Origin of the sequence: Halomonas denitrificans (assembly GCF_003056305.1) — a bacterium.
Lineage (GTDB): Bacteria > Pseudomonadota > Gammaproteobacteria > Pseudomonadales > Halomonadaceae > Halomonas > Halomonas denitrificans.
Map to the genome: position 1 here is coordinate 116,072 of NZ_PYVX01000003.1, position 23,315 is coordinate 139,386.

At 65.4% G+C, this 23,315-nt stretch carries 23 protein-coding genes and 2 pseudogenes; 11 read left to right on the forward strand and 14 right to left on the reverse strand.

Annotated features, from left to right (window positions below):
- Positions 1 to 118: 118 nt before the first annotated feature.
- Positions 119 to 859: a tRNA (guanosine(46)-N7)-methyltransferase TrmB gene (gene trmB / locus C9F13_RS09945; protein WP_108446117.1), complete on the reverse strand. Its 741-nt coding sequence runs from the start codon at positions 857 to 859 to the stop codon at positions 119 to 121.
- Between the two features lie 117 nt (positions 860 to 976).
- Here trmB and C9F13_RS09950 point away from each other — a divergent pair, with 117 nt between their 5' ends.
- Positions 977 to 1,357 carry a DUF423 domain-containing protein gene (locus C9F13_RS09950; RefSeq protein ID WP_108446118.1) on the forward strand — a complete coding sequence of 127 codons (381 nt, stop codon included), beginning with the start codon at positions 977 to 979 and terminating at the stop codon, positions 1,355 to 1,357.
- Here the strand turns inward: C9F13_RS09950 and C9F13_RS09955 are convergent, their stop codons facing one another.
- Entirely contained in the window at positions 1,358 to 1,771 is a 414-nt protein-coding gene (locus tag C9F13_RS09955; protein WP_108446119.1) for a PaaI family thioesterase, read from the reverse strand.
- 162 nt (positions 1,772 to 1,933) lie between these two features.
- Positions 1,934 to 4,108 (reverse strand): malate synthase G, encoded by a 2,175-nt coding sequence (locus C9F13_RS09960; RefSeq protein ID WP_108446120.1) that lies wholly within the window; start codon positions 4,106 to 4,108, stop codon positions 1,934 to 1,936.
- 245 nt (positions 4,109 to 4,353) lie between these two features.
- On the opposite strand from C9F13_RS09960, the gene C9F13_RS09965 reads away from it, so the two are divergent.
- Both C9F13_RS09965 and C9F13_RS09970 read left to right on the forward strand, forming a co-directional pair.
- Positions 4,354 to 5,328 (forward strand): alpha/beta hydrolase, encoded by a 975-nt coding sequence (locus C9F13_RS09965; protein WP_108446121.1) that lies wholly within the window; start codon positions 4,354 to 4,356, stop codon positions 5,326 to 5,328.
- The gene (locus tag C9F13_RS09970) at positions 5,325 to 5,807 is read left to right on the forward strand and encodes a hypothetical protein (RefSeq protein ID WP_108446122.1); all 483 of its coding nucleotides are present in this window, start codon (positions 5,325 to 5,327) and stop codon (positions 5,805 to 5,807) included. Before C9F13_RS09965 ends, C9F13_RS09970 begins: the two co-directional genes overlap by 4 nt.
- Before the next feature lie 22 nt (positions 5,808 to 5,829).
- On the opposite strand, the pseudogene C9F13_RS09975 reads toward C9F13_RS09970, so the two are convergent.
- Positions 5,830 to 6,699: pseudogene (locus C9F13_RS09975) on the reverse strand (YifB family Mg chelatase-like AAA ATPase); the annotation flags it as partial.
- Positions 6,700 to 6,757: 58 nt separating this feature from the next.
- On the opposite strand from C9F13_RS09975, the gene C9F13_RS09980 reads away from it, so the two are divergent.
- Positions 6,758 to 8,311, forward strand: a complete 1,554-nt coding sequence (locus C9F13_RS09980) for a recombinase family protein (protein WP_108446123.1) — start codon at positions 6,758 to 6,760, stop codon at positions 8,309 to 8,311.
- Positions 8,312 to 8,568: 257 nt separating this feature from the next.
- On the opposite strand, the gene C9F13_RS09985 is transcribed toward C9F13_RS09980, so the two are convergent.
- Both C9F13_RS09985 and C9F13_RS09995 read right to left on the reverse strand, forming a co-directional pair.
- Complete coding sequence (locus C9F13_RS09985; protein WP_108446124.1) at positions 8,569 to 9,150, reverse strand: recombinase family protein; 582 nt, start codon at positions 9,148 to 9,150, stop codon at positions 8,569 to 8,571.
- A gap of 1,698 nt (positions 9,151 to 10,848) precedes the next feature.
- Positions 10,849 to 11,616, reverse strand: coding sequence for a hypothetical protein (locus tag C9F13_RS09995; protein ID WP_157955186.1), 768 nt, complete (start codon positions 11,614 to 11,616; stop codon positions 10,849 to 10,851).
- 693 nt (positions 11,617 to 12,309) lie between these two features.
- On the opposite strand from C9F13_RS09995, the gene C9F13_RS17690 reads away from it, so the two are divergent.
- Together C9F13_RS17690 and C9F13_RS10005 are read left to right on the forward strand one after the other, a co-directional pair.
- Positions 12,310 to 12,624, forward strand: a complete 315-nt coding sequence (locus tag C9F13_RS17690) for a helix-turn-helix domain-containing protein (protein ID WP_245888753.1) — start codon at positions 12,310 to 12,312, stop codon at positions 12,622 to 12,624.
- Positions 12,617 to 13,789, forward strand: a complete 1,173-nt coding sequence (locus C9F13_RS10005; protein WP_108446126.1) for a DNA cytosine methyltransferase — start codon at positions 12,617 to 12,619, stop codon at positions 13,787 to 13,789. Before C9F13_RS17690 ends, C9F13_RS10005 begins: the two co-directional genes overlap by 8 nt.
- Here C9F13_RS10005 and C9F13_RS10010 read toward each other — a convergent pair.
- The 4 genes and pseudogenes from C9F13_RS10010 to C9F13_RS10025 form a co-directional block, all read right to left on the reverse strand.
- On the reverse strand, positions 13,769 to 14,536 hold the full coding sequence (locus C9F13_RS10010) for a GIY-YIG nuclease family protein (RefSeq protein WP_157955187.1): 768 nt from the start codon (positions 14,534 to 14,536) through the stop codon (positions 13,769 to 13,771). The genes C9F13_RS10005 and C9F13_RS10010 overlap by 21 nt on opposite strands.
- An 11-nt stretch (positions 14,537 to 14,547) precedes the next feature.
- A complete protein-coding gene (locus tag C9F13_RS10015) occupies positions 14,548 to 14,976 on the reverse strand; it encodes a very short patch repair endonuclease (protein WP_108446128.1) in 429 nt (142 codons plus the stop codon).
- A gap of 53 nt (positions 14,977 to 15,029) precedes the next feature.
- Positions 15,030 to 15,680: pseudogene (locus tag C9F13_RS10020) on the reverse strand (magnesium chelatase domain-containing protein); the annotation flags it as partial.
- Between the two features lie 87 nt (positions 15,681 to 15,767).
- Positions 15,768 to 16,148, reverse strand: a complete 381-nt coding sequence (locus C9F13_RS10025; protein ID WP_108446129.1) for an accessory factor UbiK family protein — start codon at positions 16,146 to 16,148, stop codon at positions 15,768 to 15,770.
- A gap of 293 nt (positions 16,149 to 16,441) precedes the next feature.
- Here C9F13_RS10025 and C9F13_RS10030 point away from each other — a divergent pair, with 293 nt between their 5' ends.
- The 3 genes from C9F13_RS10030 (at position 16,442) to glnK (ending at position 18,560) form a co-directional block, all read left to right on the forward strand.
- A complete protein-coding gene (locus tag C9F13_RS10030) occupies positions 16,442 to 16,780 on the forward strand; it encodes a P-II family nitrogen regulator (protein WP_089847715.1) in 339 nt (112 codons plus the stop codon).
- A 39-nt stretch (positions 16,781 to 16,819) separates the two neighbouring features.
- A complete protein-coding gene (locus C9F13_RS10035; protein WP_108446130.1) occupies positions 16,820 to 18,070 on the forward strand; it encodes an ammonium transporter in 1,251 nt (416 codons plus the stop codon).
- A gap of 151 nt (positions 18,071 to 18,221) precedes the next feature.
- Positions 18,222 to 18,560, forward strand: a complete 339-nt coding sequence (gene glnK, locus C9F13_RS10040; protein ID WP_089847718.1) for a P-II family nitrogen regulator — start codon at positions 18,222 to 18,224, stop codon at positions 18,558 to 18,560.
- A 114-nt stretch (positions 18,561 to 18,674) separates the two neighbouring features.
- On the opposite strand, the gene C9F13_RS10045 is transcribed toward glnK, so the two are convergent.
- The gene (locus tag C9F13_RS10045; protein ID WP_108446131.1) at positions 18,675 to 19,451 is read right to left on the reverse strand and encodes a ferredoxin--NADP reductase; all 777 of its coding nucleotides are present in this window, start codon (positions 19,449 to 19,451) and stop codon (positions 18,675 to 18,677) included.
- A 158-nt stretch (positions 19,452 to 19,609) separates the two neighbouring features.
- Here C9F13_RS10045 and C9F13_RS10050 point away from each other — a divergent pair, with 158 nt between their 5' ends.
- Positions 19,610 to 20,536 carry a LysR family transcriptional regulator gene (locus C9F13_RS10050; protein WP_108446132.1) on the forward strand — a complete coding sequence of 309 codons (927 nt, stop codon included), beginning with the start codon at positions 19,610 to 19,612 and terminating at the stop codon, positions 20,534 to 20,536.
- 77 nt (positions 20,537 to 20,613) lie between these two features.
- Here C9F13_RS10050 and C9F13_RS10055 read toward each other — a convergent pair whose 3' ends face one another.
- Positions 20,614 to 21,042, reverse strand: coding sequence for a host attachment protein (locus C9F13_RS10055; protein ID WP_108446133.1), 429 nt, complete (start codon positions 21,040 to 21,042; stop codon positions 20,614 to 20,616).
- A 221-nt stretch (positions 21,043 to 21,263) separates the two neighbouring features.
- On the opposite strand from C9F13_RS10055, the gene C9F13_RS10060 reads away from it, so the two are divergent.
- Complete coding sequence (locus C9F13_RS10060) at positions 21,264 to 21,740, forward strand: hypothetical protein (RefSeq protein WP_108446134.1); 477 nt, start codon at positions 21,264 to 21,266, stop codon at positions 21,738 to 21,740.
- Positions 21,741 to 21,768: 28 nt separating this feature from the next.
- Here the strand turns inward: C9F13_RS10060 and C9F13_RS10065 are convergent, their stop codons facing one another.
- Together C9F13_RS10065 and hemE are read right to left on the reverse strand one after the other, a co-directional pair.
- Positions 21,769 to 22,143: a VanZ family protein gene (locus C9F13_RS10065; protein WP_108446135.1), complete on the reverse strand. Its 375-nt coding sequence runs from the start codon at positions 22,141 to 22,143 to the stop codon at positions 21,769 to 21,771.
- 7 nt (positions 22,144 to 22,150) lie between these two features.
- Entirely contained in the window at positions 22,151 to 23,227 is a 1,077-nt protein-coding gene (gene hemE / locus C9F13_RS10070) for a uroporphyrinogen decarboxylase (protein WP_108446136.1), read from the reverse strand.
- Positions 23,228 to 23,315 lie beyond the last annotated feature (88 nt).

Sequence of the window (23,315 nt, forward strand, 5' to 3'; positions counted from 1 at the left end):
CATTGTTAGTCACGGTTCTTGTCGCCGCCCCCTCGGGCGGCGTTTTTTTGCGCGTGCCCAACGCAGGACGCCCCCGGGATCGAAGGATCGCCGGGGGCGTCTGCGGGCGCGTGAGGGCTCAGTCGACGCGTCGGAAGATCAGGTCCCAGACGCCGTGGCCGAGCTTCTCGCCGCGCGCCTCGAACTTGGTCAGCGGGCGGAACTCGGGGCGCGGCACGTAGGGCGCCGTCTCGGGATCGGCGGTGTTGGCGAAGCCCGGGGCCGCCTGCATCACCTCGGCCATCCACTCGGCGTAGGCCTCCCAGTCGGTGGCCATGTGCAGGGTGCCGCCGGGCTTGAGGCGGCTGCGCACCAGCTCGACGAAGGCCGGCTGCACGATGCGCCGCTTGTGATGCTTCTTCTTCGGCCAGGGGTCGGGGAAGAACAGCTGCAGGGTGTCGAGGCTCGCCTCGGGCAGGCACTGCTCGAGGACGGCCAGGGCGTCCTCGCGATAGACCCGCAGGTTGGTCAGGCCGCGCTTGTCGGCCTCGTCGAGCAGCTTGCCGACACCCGGCGCGTGCACCTCTATGCCGATGAAGTCGGTCTCCGGGTGGCGCTCGGCCTGCTCGACCAGCGAGGCGCCCATGCCGAAGCCGATCTCCAGCACCACCGGCGCCCGGCGCCCGAACAGCGCCGCGAGGTCCTGGCGGCCGTCGGCCAGCGTCAGCCCCAGGCGCGGCCAGACCTCCTCGAGCCCGCGGGTCTGGGCCTGGGTCATGCGCCCGGCGCGCAGCACGTAGCTCTTGATGCCGCGGCGATGCAGCGGGGCCTCGGGCCCCTCGGGGCCGGTCGTCTTGTCGTCGTGTCGCGGGTCGCTCATGGGCTGGGGAGAACTCGTTGGCAACGGTGATTCGGGGCCGACATTGTAGCGGCTAACGCGCCGCCGGGGTACGGTGGGCGGCCAAACGCCACCCCGGAGAGCACGAGGAGATCCCCCATGCAGGACAGAGGCTGGTGGTTCGGGGCGGCCCTCTCGGGCGCCCTGGTGGTCGTGGCCGGCGCCTTCGGCGCCCACGCCCTTGAAGGAACGCTTCCACCGCGCCTGGCGGCCGCCTTCGAGACCGGCGTGCGCTACCAGGCCTGGCACACCCTGGCGCTGCTCGCCGTGCTGGCCTGGCGGGCCGCGACGCCGCTGGCCGGCCAGCACCTGGCGCTGGGCCTGTGGGCGGCCGGCATGGGGCTCTTCTCGGGCTCGCTCTACGCCCTGGCGCTGACCGGCATCGGCCGCCTGGGCATGATCACCCCGCTCGGCGGGGGGCTGCTGATCGCCGGCTGGCTGGCCCTGGCGGCGGCGGTGGCGCGTGCCCGCCCCGGTTGATCAGTCGCCGTCCGGCAGCGCGTAGGTGGCGGTGACCAGCGCCACCGGCCGCTCGTCGCCCGCCGAGAAGAGCTGCACCTCGCCCACCGCCAGGCGACGCCCCAGCTTGAGCAGCCGGGCGTTGGCGATGATGTCGCGATCGCCCCGGGGCCGGCGCAGGAAGCGGCAGTGCAGGTCGCTGGTCACAGCCATGGGCTCGGGGCCGACCTGGGCGAGGATCGCCACGTAGAGGCAGACGTCGGCCAGGCCCATCAGGGTGGGCCCGGAGACGCTGGCGCCGGGGCGCAGGTGCTCGTCCTCGATGGCCAGGCTCATGGTGGCGCGCATCTCGCCGACCCCCTCGATCGTCCCGGTGCGCTGGGGAAAGACCTCGTCGAGGAAGTCCTCGATGGCGGCGGCGGTCATCACGGTCATGGCGCGTCTCCCGACGATAGGGGGTGGGGATGGGCCTCCACGATAGCGAAGCCCGCCCGCGACCGACAGTCCCCGAACGTCGAGCGCCTCAACGCCGCTCGCGCACGAAAACGCCCCCGCGGCAGGACCGCGGGGGCGTCGTCGAGGCGGGGGCAGGCGGCCTTACTTGGCCTTGTGCACCGCGCGCCAGTGGTGCAGGAGCGGCTCGGTGTAGCCGGCAGGCTGCTCGCAGCCCTTGAAGATCAGGTCGCTGGCAGCCTGGAAGGCGGTGGAGGCGGCGAAGTCGTCGCTCATCGCCGTGTAGCTCGGATCGCCGGCGTTCTGCTGGTCGACCACCTTGGCCATGCGCTCCAGGGTCTCCTGGACGCGAGCCGAATCGACCACGCCGTGGCGCAGCCAGTTGGCGATGTGCTGGCTGGAGATCCGCAGGGTGGCGCGATCCTCCATCAGGCCCACGTCGTGGATGTCCGGCACCTTGGAGCAGCCCACGCCGTGCTCGACCCAGCGCACCACGTAGCCGAGGATGCCCTGGCAGTTGTTGTCGAGCTCCTGCTGGATCTCCTCGTCGCTCCACTCGGGCGTCTCGGCGACCGGGATGGTGAGCAGGTCATCGAGCAGGTCCGGCTCGCCCTGGCCTTCCATGTCGCGCTGCAGGGCCGCCACGTCCACCTGGTGGTAGTGCAGGGCGTGCAGGGTCGCGGCGGTCGGGGACGGCACCCAGGCGGTGTTGGCCCCGGCCTTGGGATGGCCGATCTTCTGCTCGAGCATCGCCGCCATCAGATCCGGCATGGCCCACATGCCCTTGCCGATCTGGGCGCGGCCGCGCAGGCCGCAGGCCAGGCCGACCTGGACGTTGTTCTGCTCGTAGGCCTGGATCCAGGCCGAGCCCTTCATGTCGCCCTTGCGGATCATCGGGCCGGCTTCCATGGCGGTGTGCATCTCGTCGCCGGTGCGGTCGAGGAAGCCGGTGTTGATGAACACCACCCGCGACGGCGCCTCGGCAATGCACGCCTTGAGGTTGGCCGAGGTGCGGCGCTCCTCGTCCATGATGCCCATCTTCAGGGTGTCGCGGGCCATGCCGAGGATGTCCTCGATGCGGCCGAACAGGGTGTTGGCGAAGGCGACTTCCTTCGGCCCGTGCATCTTCGGCTTGACGATGTACATGGAGCCGGTGCGCGAGTTGCGCGGCTCGCCCTCGTCCTTCTTGAGGTCGTGCAGGGCGATCAGCGAGGTGACGATGCCGTCGAGGATGCCCTCGGGCAGCTCGTTGCCCTCGGTGTCGAGCACCGCCGGGGTGGTCATCAGGTGGCCGACGTTGCGCACGAACATCAGCGAGCGGCCGGGCAGGGTCACGCTGCCTCCGTTGACGCCCTGCCAGGTGCGGTCGCCCTTGAGGCGACGGGTGATGGTCTTGCCGCCCTTCTCGACCTGCTCCTCGAGGTCGCCCTTCATCAGCCCCAGCCAGCTCGCGTAGACGCCGACCTTGTCCTCGGCGTCCACCGCGGCCACGGAGTCCTCGCAGTCCATGATGGTGCTGAGCGCGGCCTCGACGATCACGTCCTTGACGCCGGCCGGGTCGGTCTTGCCGATGGCATCGTTCGGGTCGATCTGGATCTCCAGGTGCAGGCCGTGATGGGCCAGCAGCAGCGCGGAGGGCGAGGCGGCCTCGCCGTCGAAGCCCACCAGCTGGCCGACATCCGCGAGGCCGCTCTCGCCGCCGCCCTTCAGGGAGACGACGAGCTTGCCGTCGCGCAGGGCATAGCCCTCGGCGTCGGCGTGGGAGCCGCTGGCCAGCGGCGCGGCGCGGTCGAGCACGCCGCGGGCGTAGGCGATGACCTTCTCGGCGCGCTTCGGGTTGAAGCTCGCACCCTTCTCGGCGCCGTCCTCCTCGGAGATGGCGTCGGTGCCGTAGAGGGCGTCGTAGAGGCTGCCCCAGCGGGCGTTGGCGGCGTTCAGGGCGTAGCGGGCGTTGTTGACCGGCACCACCAGCTGCGGGCCGGCCTGGGTGGTGATCTCGTCGTCGACGTTGGCGGTGGTCACGCTGACCTTGGCCGGGGCCTTGACGAGGTAGCCGATCTCCTCGAGGAAGGCGCGGTAGGCGGCCATGTCGCGGACCGGGCCGGGGTTCTCGCGGTGCCAGGTGTCGAGCTTCTCCTGCAGGCGGTCGCGCTCGGCGAGCAGCTCGCGGTTCTGCGGGGCCAGGTCATGGAAGAGGGCGTCGACCCCGCTCCAGAAGGCGTCGGGATCGACGCCGGTGCCCGGCAGGGCCTGTTCGTTGATGAAGCGGTCCAGCTCGGCGGCCACCTGGAGGCGGTGGCGAGCAATGCGTTGGGTCATGGGTCGTACTCCTCGTGCTTGGCTGCTCGGTGCCCCCTGGCACCGACCGGCCGGACAGGGAAAGATGACTGCGTAGCATCGATTTTGTGGAAATTGCTTCCACATGTAAAGCCATTGCCGCCCCGACGGGCCGAAAGCTAGACCAAATGATGAGCTCAGGCCACCGCCCGACGGCGCTCGTCGACGGCGCCGCTGGTCCCGACCCTGGCTTGGCGCTAGCATGAACGAGCATTGCGGAGAAACCGATGAGCGACTTCACCCCCCTGCAGGCCCTGGGGCCCCTCGCCCCCGCCGACCTCTCCGGTCAGACGCTCGAGCGCTACCTGGGCCACTACGGCCTGGCGCCCCTGCTCGCCGAGCGGGTGGGGCTCTACGTGGGCTACCTGCAGGCCGGCGACTTTCGCCTCTGGACCCAGGTCTGGAGCCCCGAGGCCCCGATCGGTACCGCCTTCGTCGTGCACGGCTACTTCGATCATCTCGGCCTCTACCGCCACCTGCTGGAGTGCCTGCTCGCCCGGGGCTGGCGGGTGGTGCTCTGGGACCTCCCGGGCCACGGCCTCTCCAGCGGCCGGCGCGCCTCCATCGATGACTTCGAGGACTACGGCCGCTGCCTGCACCACCTGCAGCAGCACCTCGCGGACGAGGGGCTCGCGCCGCGCCCCTGGCTCGGCGTCGGGCAGAGCACCGGGGCGGCGATTCTCGCCACCGACGCCCTGACCCGGGGCGACGACGGCCACTGGTCGGGGCTGGCGCTGCTGGCCCCGCTGGTGCGCCCCTGGGGCTGGAACCAGTCGAGCTGGCTGCACCGCCTGGTGGGGCCCTTCGTGGAGTCGATCCCGCGCAAGTTCCGCGCCAACTCCACGGACGCCGAGTTCGCCGACTTCCTGCGCGAGGGCGACCCCCTGCAGGCCGACCGCCTGGCGATGGACTGGGTGGGCGCCATGCGCCGCTGGATGCCGCGGCTGCTGGCGCTGCCGCCGAGCCAGGTGCCGACGCTGATCCTGCAGGGCGAGCAGGACCTGACCGTGGACTGGGAGTGGAATCTCTCGGTGCTGGCGCGCAAGTTTCCCCGGGCCGAGATCCATCGCCACCCCGAGGCCCGCCACCACCTGGTCAACGAGGCCGAGCCGATTCGCCGCGAGCTCTTCACGGTGCTCGACCGCTTCGTCACCACGCTGGCCGCGGCCGAGGAACCGCCGACGGGGACACGCTTGCCATGAGGCGCCTGTCGTTGCTGTGGATGGTCTCCTTGCTGCTCGCCGGCTGCGCCGGGGCCCCGGAGGGGCCGACCAGCGTGCGCCAGGCCCTGTTCGGCCTGAGCGAGCGGGCCGCCGAGGCGGTCACGGCGACCCCGCCCCTGCCGCGCCCGGCGGTCGATGAGGTGCTGCTGCTGGCGCGCCCCGAGGTCGATCCGCGCCTGGGGCTCGCCGAGGGGCGCCTGCTCGAGAGCCTGACCCGCGCCCTGCTGGCGGTCGACGACGGCCCCCAGGTGCTGGCGTGGCGAACGGCCATGGCGGAGGGCGGCCACGACAACCAGTGGCGCCTGGAGACCCACCTGCGCGCCGCCGGCCCCCGGCTGCGCCTCTCGGACCGCGAGCTGCTGCCCTACCGCCTGAGCCTGGTGCTGCACCATACCGGGCGCGCCGCGCCCGCCTGGCGCGGCGAGATCGAGGGCGCACTCGACGCCACGGCGCTCTGATCGCCAACCGCCCCCTCGTGCCTCATCCCTTGAGCAGCCGGTCGAGCTGCCGATAGCCGATCGCCTCGATCAGCTGGTCGCGCCCGGGGCGCGCCTCCCCGGCCAGGTCGGCCAGGGTCAGGGCCACCCGCAGCACCCGATGATAGGCCCGTGCCGAAAGCCTGAGCCGCTCCAGCACGCCGGCGAGCCAGGCCCGATCCTCGGCCCCGAGGCCGCAGGTCGCCTCCAGGTCGCGCCCGGACAGCCGGGCGTTGAGCCCGCCGCGGGCCGCCTGCCTCGCCCGCGCCGCCACCACCCGCTCGCGCACCGCCGCCGAGGCCTCACCTGGTTCCCGGGAAGTCAGCTGCTCCGGCGCCAGCGCCGGCACCTCCACCTGGAGATCGATGCGATCGAGCAGCGGGCCGGAGAGCCGCGACTGGTAGCGCTGGATCTGTGCCGCGGTGCAGTGGCAGGCGCGCCGCGGATCGCCAAGGTGCCCGCAAGGGCAGGGATTCATCGCCGCGACCAGCTGGAAGCCGGCGGGGAAGCGTCGCTCGTGGTTGGCCCGGGCGATATGGATCTGCCCCGACTCCATGGGCTCGCGCATCACCTCCAGCACGTGGCGGGAGAACTCCGGCAGCTCATCGAGGAACAGCACGCCCCGGTGGGCCAGGGAGATCTCGCCGGGACGCGGCTTCGAGCCGCCGCCGACCAGGGCCACGGCGCTGGCGGTATGGTGCGGGGCGCGAAAGGGGCGCACGCCCCACTCGGCGGCATGGGGCAGGCCGCTGACCGAGCGGATCGCCGCCACTTCCAGCGCCTCCTGCTCGGTGAGCGGCGGCAGGATGCCCGGCAGCCGGCTGGCCAGCATGGTCTTGCCGGTGCCGGGCGGCCCGGCGAACAACAGGTTGTGTATTTTGAGACCCATGCGCTAGGCTGGCAGCGAAATCACAGACCTCCCGAGCCAGAGCATGACCGAAGAACGTCGCCACCGACCCAAGGCATATAGCTACCTTCGCTTCTCCACTCCGGACCAGATGAAGGGTGACAGCTTCAAGCGTCAGTCAAGCCTGGCCCAAGAGTACGCCGACCAACATGACCTGGACCTCGATGAGCACAGCTTCGAGGACCTCGGCATCTCGGCTTACCAAGGTCGAAATCAAGAGGCTGGAGCACTGCGACTTTTCCTCAGGGCCGTTGAAGAAGGGGCGATTGAGCCCGGCTCGTATTTGCTGGTGGAGTCGCTCGACCGAATCTCTCGGCAGTCCGCGCGGAAAGCCTCCAGCCTTCTGGGCGACATCTGCGACATGGGCATCACGGTGGTCACCTTGTTCGATGGCAAGGCTTATGACCAAGAGATTCTCGACCGAGACCCAGTGGCCTTCATCATGGCCGTGCTCACCTTCATGAGGGCGAACGAAGAATCAGCCACCAAGGCTCGGCGGTTGCGCTCAGCCTGGCAGAACAAGCGAAAGAGGATCACCGATGGCGAAGCTGTGCGCCTGACCTCTCGCGCCCCTCAGTGGCTTCAACCTGCTTGCGACGGAGTGTCGTTCGAGATCATCCCCGACCGTGGCGAGATCGTCCGACGTATCTTCAAGCTGGCGCTGGATGGAGTCGGAAAGAAATCTATCGCCGAGCGTCTGAACAGCGAAGAAGTCCCCGTCTTCGGTCGTGGGAGGCATTGGCATACCAGCTACGTCGACAAAATCCTGAACAACCCCGCCACGTATGGAACGCTAACCCCGTTCACCAGTCGCCCAGAGAGGAAGGCCGACCGGGAGGCATGTGAGCCTGTCGAAGGTTACTACCCTGCCGTCATTGATCGAGAGACCTTCGAGCGCTTCCAGTCGCTCAAGGCCAGCAAGGCGCCCAGGCGCGGGCGGCACTCAAAGAAGGGACTACAGAACGTACTCGGTGGACTGGCAACCTGCCCTCTCTGCGGCAGCACAATGGCAAGGGTAACCAAGAACGCGGCGAAGGGGTGGGTCTACCTCGCCTGTCAGAGAGCCCGACAAGGCGCGGGGTGTCGTTACAACGCTGTGAGGTACGACCTGATCGAGCCAGCGATACACGACCAGCTTGGCCACCTCATCGCTGACTGCCCGACTGGTGACGACTCCCTGGATGAAGAAATCACTCAGACACGGAACAACCTTGAGGGCGTAGAGGGCGCATTAACCAACATCCTCGAATCCATCGAGAACGGCTTAGACCCGAAGCAATACCCAGCCATCGGCGAGCGTCTATCCGATCTTCAGAACCATCGTGACGAGCTCACAGAAACACTTTCCGAGCTTTGTCAGCGTCAGACAACTTTTAGTGGGGCCATGGCGACCCGTCGCGCAGTTAGCCTCGGGAAAGCCATCAGGGATCATCCCGACGACAAGACGCTGGTCAACTCGCACATGCGGGAGTGCTTTTCCAAGGTGGTCGTGGACTTCCTATCAGGAGACCTCGTGTTCAACTGGAAGCATGGCGGCGAGACTCGCTTGCTGTACAAAGTGCCCGCCTTCGAGAGCTAGCCGAGCCCCAATTCATAGAATCTGAAGAATTGCCCAACCTCGCTGTGTGCGCTTCTCTCAGCCTCGGCAACCCTCATCAGCTAAGGTTTCCAGTTGATAACTTTGATCTCCTGAGAGACGCACACAGCCGCGCCTCGCCTGTCTTCATGCCCATCCTTTGGCCTGATCTGTGGTGATGCGCAAAAATAAGCCCCACCGCACAGATGGAGCTTATAAATTCAGGACATTAGATAGTAAACATTAACAGGTTATGGCTATTAAGCGCTGGCGCTCTTGTTCCAATGACGCTTTATAGTGGCAATGCCCAGGCCAGACTGTGCTGCCGCCTGTGACTGGCTCAGGCCCTGCGTCTTGAGCTGTTGCACCTTCTCGGTGGTATCGGTGGCGACTGGGCGCCCGAGCTTCTTGCCCTGGCTCTTGGCTCGCTCAAGTCCTTCCTGTGTCCGCTCCCTGATCCTATTCCGCTCGAACTCGGCGAAGGCGGCGAACATCTGAAGTAGCAGCTTCCCCTCGCTACTCGTCAGGTCATGCGCTGGCAGGTCCAGTGAAACCACCTTTACGCCAGCATCCGAGAGATTGGTGATGGTCTGCTGTACGTCGATGTTGTCACGGCCCAGGCGGTCCAGCTTCAAGACAACCAGGGTATCCCCAGGCTCTAGCTTGTGCTCGACCATGCTTCGGAAGGCCGGACGCTCCATCACTTGCACTGAGCCGCTGATGGTCTCGCTGATCACTCGATGCGGCTCAACGTTGTATCCGGCTGCCTTGATGGCAGCGACCTGATTGTCGGTGGTCTGTTCGACTGTGCTGACTCGGCAATAGGCGAAGGTGCGTCCCATGCTGTCCCCCTGGCTGTCCGGGCATCTAGTATCAAGTAACGTGGTATCACGTTACGAAAGGGATCATTATTCGTCAACCCTATTTTGTTGATACCAGTTCAGCGGGACTATGGTTGGTGTCACGAAACGGACAATTGATGATCCCAGCATAAAAGACCGGAGTCATGGCAGTAGGGCAACCGGAGCAATGCGAATCAAGCCAACATGCTGGGGCATGGCACTGGCCATAATGGGGATGGTCATCAGGCGAGTCGCGCGCAATGTCTTACTGAGGGTGCCGATGGTCAGACTACTGGCATGGAATCAGTATGGCTCGACCCTGGATCGCTGGGCAGATTCCAAGCACGACCCGGTGCTATAGGCGTAGCCTCGCTCCGCTCGGTCCCTGGCGCTCAGCCATGAGCGGGGTAGGTGCCTTCGTCATTCATCCTCCCGGTGGGTGCTTCGAAGATCGACTTCCAGCCGCCATCATTCGCCCGCTCGGGGCGGGCACCGGGGAAGCTCTTCCCCTTTATACAATCAAATACTGGCTCAGATGTGCGCCACAAAATAACCGGGGGTGGCCGGAAGATCGTCGGTTGGAGTCCCGTTCCTTTGCCTCAGGGATGGACACACGGAGTTGAAGACGTGCCGGTAGTAGTTCCACCGGAGTCCCGTTCCTCCAGCTCAGCGATGGACACACGGAGTCAGACGCGCACAGGTAGATCACATTCCAGCGTGTCTACCGTCCCCGCTACCGTGGCACGTCCTCAGTTTGAGGATGTACAACCACGCCATGTGAGCAAATCGGCAGAGCCAACGCCTTGGTGGTTCTTCAGATTTCGCGAGAGACCACTACCGAGCCGACCATGAGCAGCCGCGAGATCGCGGAGGTGGTCAAGAAGCGTCACGACAGCGTGAAGCACACCATCGAGTCACTCACGGAGCAGTCACGTCTCCACAATCTGTGGAAACGTCGTTCCTCGATTCCCGTGGCCGGAAGCAGTGGGCCACCGAATACCGAGTCAACCAGCGCGACAGCTATGTGAACATCGCCCAGCTTTCCTCAGTGTTCACCGCTCGACTGGTGGACCGTTGGTCTGGTCGGTGGGTGTGATCATGGTCGATGCTTCCTCATTGGCCCCTCCCCCTCGTTAAGTCTCCCCTCATCGGTCATCGAACACTCCCTCGAACCGGCCCAACGATAGGCCAGCCGATGAGGAACGCGAGGAAGAATCCCGATAAGAGGTTCGAGTGGATGGTCTAGTAGCTGGTCAGCGGGAGAGGCTGACGGGGTGGTCTGAAGGTGTGGCCGTCGTTGATGGCGGACACGGGTATGGTCACTGACACAAACGCGGATGCTCTCTGTCGGCATCATCGGTGGTCCTTCGGTGAGTGGTGATCATCATCCAAGATCACCCATCCTCAAGAGCGTGAAGACTGAAAGCACCTGGGCAGGGGTGTTGTGTCAGGATCAAGGCATCGGGCTTACTGGCCCGTCTTGAAGTGGATCTTGAAGTGGATCGGTGGATACTGGGTTCGGTGGGGACATGGATTGACTACATCGCCCGAAGAAGCGCCCGGTGCTGGGCCGAGAGTGGATTTCTGGTTCTCCCTAATACTGCGTCGTTTAGAAGTCGCAAGGTCCATCTTCTGGAGCATCTTCGGTGTTCCCCAATACTGCATCGTTTAGAGCAGCTCTTCGGACTGTCGATTTCCTCAGGCAGCCCCCATGATCCAGGCGTCTAGCCTGTCCTGGCGAGTCACGTCTGCATCATCGGACGACCATCCTTGATCTGACGCCTCCGCTGTCGTTGGTGTTGGCAGGGCCCGCTCCAAGAACGGTAGCGCAATCCCGCAAGCCTTCACATACTTCTGAGCTTGACGATGGCCCACATCGAGAAGTCCCTTGACGTTCCTCGTCGAGATGATCTCCAGCTCCTGAAGGATGACATACAGGCTGATCTTGTTGAGTGGCAGGTTGCGCTCTTTCTGGCTGTGGTGGTCCAGGTTCGCAATCCCCGTAATGACATCTGACGCAGGACATCCAATGTCGCCTATGGCTCGCTCTTTCATGGCATCCTGCAAAGTGTTCTCGATACGCTTTTCTCGATTGCTTCGCTTGGGGATGTCGCTGATGTTGCTCTTGTCGAGGCGTTCGCCCTCTTGAGAATCGACGTAACCGGCTCGAATCTTTGCAGACCGCCCCCTGCCAAGCCGCCACTTGAGGTTCGGCATCTCGTCAACCGGGTAAGTCTGGTCGATGGGGTCGACCATAGCCGGTGCTTCGCCCGACCCGAAAGCGGGGCCGAACGGCCACCGATCACGGGACAAGCTATCCACGTACCGAAGCTGTCTTTCGGTTTGCTCCTTTAGCGCCAGTCCTCGGGCATTCATTTCTTCCCGGCCTGAGCGACCATGCCTGACAACAGTCGTCACCTCGGAGCTGGTAATTGTGCTGATCGTTGGAGCAGATGCTTTATCCATGTTCGTGTCTTCCTCATGAGTGGAGCCACTCGACCAGCCGGGCCACACACCAGCCCATGGCCGCAGGACTTCCAACCGGGCACACGAAAAGCCCTGTCCTACGGTTGGCCGGTGAGTAGCTCCAGTGATGAGCGGTTGGATAGATGGTGTGTGTGGTGAAGGCGTCCTCGCTTGAACGCTGTGGTGAGCGGCAGTGCCGTCTGCCTGTAACTGAGAGGAGCAGCAGGTGGCGGCCTTCCCCAGTAGTGGGCCGTAACCGCGTTCTACTAGATCGGCGATGGCCTTCCCCGTAAGTGGGTGGCAATCACCCGCCCGGAGAGGGCCGGTTCCCCTAAGGTGGGCTCCATCCCCTCCGAAAGTGAGGGGTAATCACCAAAGGCGGCGCCTTCTCCCTAAGAGGGCCGTAATGGATACGGCGTTGCGTGGCGCTGTGAGAGGTTCTAGGGGGTAGGCAGCAGGAGCCTCAATTACGGCTCTGATCGTCGGTCACACCTCATTCCCTGGACCCATGGTGCTCGAATCAGGGCTGATGACCTTTTCCGCACACTCTATCCACACCCTTCCGAAGCCTCACTCACTGATACATGAAGAAGGTTATACACAGAGATACCCACACCCAGAAAACACACTAATAAATGTGCTAACCACATAAAAATAATTGCTTCTTCAGAATAGCGTCGCTATGATACCCTCATGACCTATCAAGAGTTCCAGCGGCAACTCGGCAAGGCTGGACTCACGGTGAAGGAGTTCAGTGAGCTGGTTGGTATGACGCCCAATGCGGTTACCAACTACGCCAGGAAGCCCTCAGTACCCTCTCATCTCGCTGTCATAGCGAAGCTCATGGGGGAAATGGCGGAGCATCAGGTCGACTTTCGTCGAGCACTGGCTGACCTGGACATCAAACCCAAGCGGCCCAGAGGCGCCAAGATTCAAAGTCGCCCTTCTCAGGCGCCGCATGGAGGACAGAAGAACGTGAGTAGCACCAAGGGTGAAAGGCATGAGTAGCATCGAACTTTTCGCGGGCGCTGGCGGGCTGGCCATGGGGATGGCCCGAGCTGGCTTCCAACACTCTGCCGTCGTGGAGTGGGACGATGATGCTTGTCAGACCATCCGTGAGAACCGGACGCACTATGACTCCCATGGGGAGGATTTTGTGCTGTTCGAGGGTGATGCCAGGAAGTTCGATCTGACTCCCTATGCTGGGGATGTGGAGGTAATCTCAGGCGGCCCTCCTTGCCAACCCTTCTCCTTGGGCGGGAAGCACAGAGGGAACCTAGACGAACGAGACATGTTCCCCACCGCCGTTCAGGCCGTGAACAAGACGATGCCCCGCGCATTCATCTTCGAGAACGTGAAGGGCCTATTACGTCAGAGTTTCGCCAGCTACTTCGAATACACATACCTCCAGCTCAGCTATCCCGAGGTCGTAAAGCGCAAGAGCGAGACTTGGGAGAGCCACCTTGCCCGCCTGGAGGGTATCCACAGCTCGGGGAAACGGAAGCCCACCTACAACGTTCTTTTCCGTCTCTTGAATGCTGCTGACTATGGCGTTCCTCAGAAGCGTGAACGTGTATTCCTTGTTGGCTTCCGTTCAGACCTCGGCATCGAGTGGTCATTCCCTGAGCCAACTCACTCAGGTGACGAGTTACTACGATCCAAGTGGGTTACTGGAGAGTATTGGGAACGGCATCGCATTGCCAAGAAGCACAGGCCCGCACCGCCAGAGAAGATGAAGAAGCGCATAAGCCGTCTTGCTAGCGATGACCTACAAGGTCTACGCCAAGAGCCGTGGATGACAGTTAGGGATGCCATCAGCGATCTTCCTGATCCTGAGGAGCCGTCGCTGCTCACTCTCCCCAATCACGTCTTCACGCCTGGAGCACGGGTCTACAAGGGGCACACAGGGAGCCCCTACGACGAACCTTCGAAGACCCTCAAAGCCGGGGCTCATGGAGTGCCTGGAGGCGAGAACATGCTAGTACGCGACGATGGCTCAGTCCGCTACTTCACAGTTCGAGAGGCTGCAAGGCTCCAAACCTTCCCCGATGACTACATCTTCCATGGGGCTTGGGGCGAGACGATGAGGCAGCTCGGCAACGCTGTGCCCGTTAGGCTCGCCGAGGTTGTCGCGCGGTCAGTCTCTGAGGCACTAAATGGGCTGTCGATGTAGAACGGTACCGTGTTTATAGGCATGATCTTCTGGGTAGAGGATCAAGTGGCTTGGAAAGGCGGTGGCTTGCCAGCCAGGGAGAGCTTTAGTAATAAGGACAAGAAGCTCTTTAGAGGTCATCCCTTTCTTCGGCACAGTTACTGTCTTTCCTCGATAATCTGAATGCCCCCTTTTATAGTGTCCTTCATGGTAGTATCGAAGGAGATAAGGCAGCTTTGATGAGTCTTTCAGCGCCACTAAAAGCTCTGTAACGTCCCATTCTCCATCTTCAATCCAATCGCACTGCCAATCCAGGCGTATCGGATAACGCATATCAAAACCCTCTGGATCTACATCAGTAAGGTCTCGATTCCTCCCAGGATCATTATTCCCAAAGCCTATTCCGTTCCACTCGCTCTGAAGACGACTTTTATAGTGGTCAATCAATGATTTTTCTGGAGCAAGAGCCGCCCAGTTTTCGTGAATTGAGAGGCACTTAAACCCCATTTCATCTACAGTTATATTGTTTCTTCCCGATATCTTGTGGTGATGCATTCTCAGCCTTCTTGGGAGATTGTCGGCCTTCCCTACATAAACAGAAGCACCATTCAGGAAGAGCTGATACACACCACGAAGCTCAGGAAGATCATCAATAGCACCTCTACTAAGTTGTCCTATTTCAAGTGAGTCCAGGGCCCCGGAAAGCTGGGAAGCCAGTGCTGAAACAATATCAATTTCGAAATGACTGTAGTGGGGAATAGTTTGCATCCCATCATGTTTCATTCTGATGTATCCCTACTTTTTTGAAGAAACTCATTGATTTTTTCTAATATAACATCAATTTCGGATAGCTCACACTCCCACACTACAAGCACCTCCCATCCCATTTCTCTAAGCCTGTCCTCGTTCCGCCTATCCCTTTGCTTGTTAGCTTCTAGCTTGGGTATCCAGAATTCCTCTCGGCTCTTGGGGAGCCTGGCCAAGGCACAGCCCTCGTGACGATGCCAGAAGCAGCCATGTACGAAAATCACCTTCTTCCTTCCCTTGAATACTAAATCAGGCTTCCCCGGTAGCCGCTTGTCGTGCAACCGGTAACGATAGCCAGCGCCATGGACAAGACGCCTTACAACCATCTCTGGCTTGGTATCCTTGTGGCGTACCTTCCCCATGATCCTGCTTCGAGTCTCTCTATCGACCGAATCGGCCATCAATGGTTAACCCCTTGATTCTAGAGCGCTTTATTCATTGGTCTCGAAAGACATGATATGAAGAGGTTGTGGCCGCCGGCCGCCGCCACCTCCAGGGCGCGCCTCGCCTGGTGCTGGCCTCGCACGTCGGCGAGATCGGGGGCCGGCGTCGAAGCCGGAGCGGGGCCGGGCGCGCGATGCGGCTGCAGCGGCGTCTGGCCGAGCAGGTGGGCCACCACCTCGAGCAGGTGGTCGGCGGGCAGCACCTCGAGATCGCCGGCCAGGGCCGCCTCGTCGGCGTTGGCCCGGGGCACGATCAGCCGGCGGCGCGCCCGGCGCGTGGCCATGGCCATCGGCAGCACGCCGCCGAGCGGTCGCAGCCGGCCGTCCAGGGCCAGCTCGCCGGCGCACTCGACCCCCTCGAGGGCCTCGGGGGGCACCTGGCCCGAGGCCACCAGCAGCCCCAGGGCGATGGGCAGGTCGAAGCGGCCGCCCTCCTTGGGCAGGTCGGCGGGGGCGAGATTGAGGGTGATGCGCCGCAGGGGGAAGTCGAAGCCGGCGTTGACCAGGGCGCTGCGCACCCGCTCGCGGCTCTCCTTCACCGCGGCCTCCGGCAGCCCCACCAGGGTGATGCCGGGCAGCCCGTTGGCCAGATGCACCTCGACCAGCACCTCGGGGGCCTCGAGGCCGAGGCCGGCCCGGGTGTGGATGATTGCCAGCGTCATGCGCGATCCCTCGCCGCCTGTGTGCCCTCAGGCTAGACCAGGCCGGCGGGGGGCGCCCGGCGAGGGGCGCCCGACGCCGGGCGAGGATCAGCGGTGGGACTCGCCGGCGCCGGCGTCTTCCTCGGGGCGTGGATCGTCACTGCCCGTCTCGGGGCCGCCTGTCTCGAGAGCGGATTCGGGCGTGGCGGCGACGCTCGGCGCCTCGGCCATGTCGCCCGCCTTCGAGGCGTCGAGCGCCTCCTCCAGCGCCGCCACCTGCTGCTCCAGCGCCTCGACCCGCGACCGGGTGCGCTGCATCACGTCCATCAGGATGTCGAAGTCCTCCCGCGACACCAGCTCCAGGCGATCGAAGGCGCCCTTGACCACCTGCTGGATGCCCTTCTGCACCTCTTCCGGGGCCTGGGACGCGCCCTGAAGCCGGTCGCCGATCTGCTGGGCCAGGCGGCTGATGCGATCGTGGCTCACCATGGTGTCTCTCCTGAATCGTGAGTGGATGCCTCGCCAAAGGATACGCAAGCCACCGGCGGGGCGCATCATCGGCCGCTGCCTGCTTGTGGTGCACGTGCGCCACGACGAGGCACCAGAAGAGTGCGCACTCACCGCGCGTTCCGCGCCCCGGCTTCGAGCGCGGGTCGATATCTTCCCTCAATACGCTGATTTCACGAAGCAATTGTGAAGAGTGGCACGGTTTGCGCAGCAGCAGGGCAGCCACTTCTCGGGGGGCACCACGCCGCCCACTTATCACGCAGGGGAGATCCGTCATGAAGCTGATCACCGCCATCATCAAGCCCTTCAAGCTCGACGACGTCCGCGAGGCGCTCGCCGACAACGGCGTGCAGGGCATCACCGTCACCGAGGTCAAGGGCTTCGGCCGCCAGAAGGGCCATACCGAGCTCTATCGCGGTGCCGAGTACGTCGTCGACTTCCTGCCCAAGGTCAAGGTCGAGGTCGCCGTGGACGACGGGCGCCTCGAGACCGTGCTGGACGCCATCTGCAGCGCGGCCAACAGCGGCAAGATCGGCGACGGCAAGGTCTTCGTCACGCCGCTGGAGGACGTGATCCGCATCCGCACCGGCGAACGCGGTGCCGATGCGGTCTGATCGCCCCCTCCCTTCCCTTCCCGACGTGGAGAGACACCCATGAGTGAACTTCCCGAACTGAGCTACGCGCTCGATACCTTCTACTTCCTGATCTGCGGCGTGCTGGTGATGTGGATGGCCGCCGGCTTCTCGATGCTCGAGGCGGGTCTGGTGCGCTCCAAGAACACCGCCGAGATCCTCACCAAGAACATCGCCCTGTTCGCGATCGCCTGCACCATGTACCTGCTGGTCGGCTACTACGTGATGTACTCCAGCGATGCCGGCGGCATCTTGCCGAGCCTGGGCGCCCTGATCGGCAGCGAGAACGGGGTCGAGGCGGTGCTCGCCGGCGGCGATGACGCCCCCTACTACTCCATGCGCTCGGACTTCTTCTTCCAGGTGGTGTTCGTGGCCACCGCCATGTCCATCGTCTCCGGCGCCGTGGCCGAGCGCATGAAGCTGTGGGCCTTCCTGGCCTTCGCCGTGGTCATGACCGGCTTCATCTACCCGGTCTCCGGCTACTGGACCTGGGGCGGCGGCTGGCTGGCCGAGGTCGGCTACTCCGACTATGCCGGCTCGGGCATCGTGCACCTCGCCGGTGCAGCGGCGGCGCTCGCCGGAGTCATCGTGCTCGGCCCGCGCAAGGGCAAGTACGGCAAGGACGGCAGCATCTACGCCATCCCCGGCGCCAACCTGCCGCTGGCCACCCTGGGCACCTTCATCCTGTGGATGGGCTGGTTCGGCTTCAACGGCGGCTCCGAGCTGAAGATGTCCGACGTCGCCTCCGCCAACAACGTGGCCCAGGTGTTCGTGAACACCAACGCGGCCGCCGCCGGCGGCGTGATCGCCGCGCTGATCCTGGCCAAGCTGTGGTTCCGCAAGGCCGACCTGACCATGTCGCTGAACGGCGCCCTGGCGGGCCTGGTGGCCATCACCGCCGACCCGCTCTCGCCCAGCGCCCTGGGCGCCGCCATCATCGGCGCCGTGGGTGGCCTGCTGGTGGTGGTCGCCATCGTGACCCTGGACAAGCTGAAGCTGGACGACCCGGTGGGCGCCATCTCCGTGCACGGCGTGGTGGGCATCTGGGGCGTGCTGGCGGTGCCGCTGACCAACGCCGAGGCCGGCTTCGGCGCCCAGCTGATCGGCATCCTCGGCATCTTCGCCTGGGTGTTCGTGGCCAGCCTGATCGTCTGGCTGATCCTCAAGGCCGTGATGGGCATCCGGGTCACCGAGGAAGAAGAGTACGAAGGGGTCGACCTGACCGAGTGCGGCCTGGAGGCCTACCCCGAGTTCGGCGCCTCCAAGTCGTGAGACGCCTCCCGTGTGAGCCCATGCGCACGTCCTGGCCCCCTTCGGGGGGCTTTTTCATTCCTCTCGCGCCGGGTGTATGCTCTGGCACAATGCACACGGCACGGGTGGCGGCGCTCGCCACCGACCCACGGACACGACGAGGATCAAGACCATGAAACTGGTGACCGCCATCATCAAGCCGTTCAAGCTCGACGACGTACGGGAGTCGCTCTCCGAGATCGGCGTCCAGGGCATCACCGTGACCGAGGTCAAGGGCTTCGGCCGCCAGAAGGGCCACACCGAGCTCTACCGCGGCGCCGAATACGTCGTCGACTTCCTGCCCAAGGTGAAGCTCGAGGTGGCCGTGGACGACGACATGGCCGAGAAGGTGATCGATGCCATCACCCAGGTGGCCAACACCGGCAAGATCGGCGACGGCAAGATCTTCGTCACCGCCCTGGAGCAGGTGCTGCGCATCCGCACCGGCGAGACCGGCAAGGACGCGGTCTGAGCCAGGCGCCGCGCCCAGGCGTCGGCACACCACGCAAGACCCCGCGGGAGCGCATCCCGCGGGGTCTTCTTTTTGCCGCTTCGCGATCCGCCGCCCGTCAGGGGGCGGCGCGGCTCACTTCTCGACGAAGGCGCGCTCGATCACGTAGTCGCCGGGCTCGCCCATGCGCGGCGAGATGGTGAAGCCGAGCTCGTCGAGCAGGGCGCTGGTGTCGTCGAGCATCGCCGGGCTGCCGCAGATCATGGCGCGATCCTGCTTCGGGTCGATGGCCGGCAGGCCCGTGTCGTCGGTGAGCTTGCCGCTGCGGATGTGGTCGGTCAGCCGCCCCATGGTGTGGAACTCCTCACGGGTCACCGTGGGGTAGTAGACCAGCTTCTCGCTGATCTCCTCGCCCAGGTACTCGTGGGCCGGCAGGTCCTTCTGGATGAAGTCGGCGTAGGCCAGCTCGTTGACGTTGCGCACGCCGTGCACCAGCACCACCTTCTCGAAGCGCTCGTAGACCTCCGGGTCCTGGATCAGGCTCATGAAGGGCGCGAGGCCAGTGCCGGTGGAGAGCAGGTAGAGATTGCGCCCCGGCAGCAGGTCGTCGGTGACCAGGGTGCCGGTGGGCTTGCGGCTGACCATGATCTGGTCGCCCACCTTGAGGTGCTGCAGCCGCGAGGTCAGGGGGCCGTCCTGCACCTTGATGCTGAAGAACTCCAGGTGGTCCTCGTAGTTGGGGCTGGCGATGGAGTAGGCCCGCATCAGCGGCTTGCCGTTCACCTCGAGGCCGATCATCACGAACTGGCCGTTCTTGAAGCGCAGGCTGCGCTCGCGGGTGGTGCGGAAACTGAACAGGGTGTCGTTCCAGTGATGAACGCTGAGAACGTCCTCAAGCGCAAACTTGCTCATGCCGGCTCCTTTGATATTCCCAAAACGAATAGATTGACCCGATAGATCGATGCAGCAATTCTAAGAGCCGGGAGTTTATCTGTTAAATGGATTGTATGGATAACGCTTATCTATACTCTGGATACCTGCACCAGGCCGCCACCCCGCCAAGGAGCGTCATGCGCTACACCCTGCGTCAGCTCGAGGTCTTCGTCGCCGTCGCCCAGCACGAGAGCGTCTCCCGGGCGGCCCGCGCCCTGGCGCTCTCGCAGTCAGCGACCAGCACCGCCCTGGCCGAGCTGGAGCGCCAGTTCGACTGCCGGCTGCTTGACCGCCTCGGCAAGCGCCTCAAGCTCAATGCGCTGGGCTTCCAGCTGCTGCCCAAGGCGGTGGCCCTGCTCGACCGCGCCGAGGAGGTGGAGGAGCTGCTGCGCGGCCAGCAGGGCATCGGCATCCTCGACGTGGGCGCCACCCTGACCATCGGCAACTACCTGGCGACCCTGTTGATCAGCGACTTCATGCAGCGCCACCCGGGCAGCCGGGTGCGCCTCTCGGTGCGAAACACCCGCACCATCATCGAGAGCGTGCGCCAGCACGAGCTCGACCTGGGGCTGATCGAGGGGCAGTGCGAGGAAGAGGACGTGATCACCCAGCCCTGGGTGGAGGACGAGCTGGCGGTGTTCTGCTCGCCGCGCCACCCGCTGGCCCACGGCGGCCCGGTGGAGCTCGACCGGCTGCTGCGCGAGGCCTGGATCATGCGCGAGCAGGGCTCCGGCACCCGCCTGACCCTGGAGCAGGCCGCCCGGCACCGCCGCGGGCGCTTCAACATCCTGCTCGAGCTGGAGCACACCGAGGGCATCAAGCGGGCGGTGGAGTCGGGGCTCGGCATCGGCTGCGTCTCCAAGCTCGCGCTGCGCGACGCCTTCCGCCGCGGCAGCCTGGTGCCCATCGCCACCCCGGAACTCGACCTGAGCCGCCAGTTCACCTTCATCTGGCACCGCCACAAGTACCTGGCCACCGGCATGCGCGAGTTCCTCAAGCTGTGCCGGCAGATGACCGAGGGCATTCGCCGCAGCGACCAGATCGACCTGCCCCAGGTCCCCTGAGGCGACGGGGCTGGCGCCGGGCGCCCAGACGCAAACGGCCCGGCCACCGGGGCCGGGCCGTTCGCCGCGCGGGACGCCTAGCGCAGGTCGCGGACCGCCTCCTGGATATCGGCGGGGGTGGCCTTGGTGAGGTCCTTGGCCAGGGAGTGGATCACCAGCTTGGTCGTGGGGCCGTCGAGCTTGTCGCGCAGCTGGCCGAGGAAGCGCGGCGGGGCCACCAGGATCAGCTTCTCCATGCTGTTGTCGACGCGGGCGCGGTAGAGCCGCTCGGCCACCTCGCGGGCGAACATCTCCTCGTGATGCTGGGTCGCCACGCTCTCGCCGCCGGCGCTGCGGGCCGTGGTCGAGGTCGACTCGTGGACATCGCCGCCCCGATCGGTGACCAGGTCGCCCTCGTGCAGGCGCCCCTCGGCGTGCACCAGGCTGTCCAGCTCGCTGATCGTGATTCCATCGCGGGTAAACAGGCGAGCCCGCGCCGCATCCGCCACCACGATATAGGTCGTCATAGTCGCTCCTCGATGCCGGTGAGTGGACGAGGACCCGTCCGACGGACACCCGCCCTCGCCTCTGATTCACCTTGGCAAGCGCCCCGGGGTTGGTCAACAGGCATCGGCGATGACACGCCGGGACTGCAGGAGGACGGGAACTGGGGTAGCATCGCGGCTCGCCCGACACGGAGGTCGGCGCGCCTCATCGCCGCGATGTGCATTCTCCGGGAGGATCCCCCATGCGACAGTTCCTGTTTCCCCGCCGGCCGCTGGCTCGCGCCACCGTGCTGACCTGCCACCTGCTGCTGCAGTTCGGCCTGCTGGCCGCGGCCGCCCTGTGGCTGGCCCCCCAGACGCCGTGGCTCACGGCGAGCGACGCGACGTCCCGCGACTGGCTGCCCCTGGCGCTGGGCGGCGGGCTCTGGCTGCTGGCCGCCATGGCCCTGCGCCTGGTGGCCGAGCTCGCCCTGCTGCCCCACCACCTGCAGGCGTCGCGTCCCGGCTTCGCCCCGGCCGCCGTGGTCACCCGCTCCTACGCGCGCCGCCCGGCGGTATATGACGAGGCCGAGTGGACCAGCGAGGCGCGGCGGGCCGCCGACGAGGAGGACGCGGTGGGGCGCCCGCGGGTGGTGCGACGCGCCGCCGACGAGCCCACCCTGGACCTTGCCAGGCCGAGCGAGCCGGAGCCGGCGGCGGCCAACGAGCCGCGGCTCTAGGGGCGGGACCGGGGAGGACGCCGCGGGCTCATCCCCGGACCGGGCGGCGCCCTTGCAGGTAGCGCAGGGCCTTGAGCGCGGCCACCGCGCAGGCCGCCCCCAGGGTGTTGGCGAGGATGTCGTGCCCGTCGCCGCCGAGGCGGCCCGGCACGGGAATCTGGGCGAACTCGATGGCCGCGCCGTACAGCACGCTGATCAACAACGCCAGCGGCAGGCGCACCCCGGCGAGCCCGATCAGGCCCGCGAGGCCGCCGTAGCCGAGGAAGTGGCTGGCCTTGTCCCAGGGCAGCGTGCCGGGCAGCTCGCTGCCCGGGGTCAGGCTGCCCCAGGCGATCACCAGCGCTGCCAGCACGGCCAGCGCCGCCCACAGGCGGCGCCATGGCGCCTCGCGTGGTGGGATCACCGCGGCCTCACTCCTGGGCGATCTGGCGGTGGTAGGCCGGGCTCAGGTCGTGCAGCGCGTCCATGAAGGCCGTGACGTGGTCCGGATTGGTGAACTGGCTGATGCCGTGGCCCAGGTTGAAGATATGCCCGGGGCCCTGGCCGTAGCTGTCGAGGATGCGCGCCACCTCGGCGCGGATCGCCGGGGGACGGGCGAACAGCACGTTGGGGTCGAGGTTGCCCTGCAGGGCGACGCGATGGCCGACCCGCGCCCGGGCGGAGGAGAGCTCGGTGCTCCAGTCCAGGCCCACGGCGTCGGAGCCCGCCGCCGCGATGTCCTCGAGCCACTGGCCGCCGTTCTTGGTGAACAGGATCACCGGTACCCGGCGCCCCTCGTGCTCGCGGATCAGGCCGGCCACGATCTGCTCCATGTAGCGCAGCGAGAACTCCAGGTAGGCCGGCGTCGACAGCGCCCCGCCCCAGGTGTCGAAGATCTGCACCGCCTGGGCCCCGGCGCGGATCTGGGCGTTGAGGTAGTCGGTGACCGCGTGGGCCAGCTTGTCGAGCAGCCGGTGCATGGCGTCCGGCGCGTCGTAGAGCATCGTCTTGACGTGGCGGAAGTCCTTGCTGGAGGCGCCCTCCACCATGTAGGTGGCCAGCGTCCAGGGGCTGCCGGAGAAGCCGATCAGCGGCACCCGGCCGTTGAGCTCGCGGCGGATGGTCGAGACGGCCCGCATCACGTAGTCCAGATCGCGCTCGGCGTCCGGCACCGCCAGCGCATCCACCTCTGCCGCGGTGCGTACCGGCTTGCGGAATTTCGGCCCCTCACCGGTCTCGAAGTAGAGCCCCAGCCCCATGGCATCGGGGATGGTGAGGATGTCCGAGAAGAGGATGGCCGCGTCCAGCGGATAGCGCTCCAGGGGCTGCAGGGTGACCTCGCAGGCCAGTTCCTGGTTGCGGCAGAGGTCCATGAAGCTGCCGGCCTGAGCCCGCACCTCACGATACTCCGGCAGGTAGCGGCCGGCCTGACGCATCATCCAGACCGGGGTGCGGTCGACGGGTTGACGCGCCAGGGCGCGCAGAAAGCGGTCGTTCTTGAGTTCCATGCGGGCGCTCGTCCACGGAAAATGTGGGCGCCATTGTACCCCATCGAAGGCGCCGGGGATCAGCCCCGTGATGCACACGGTGAGCCCG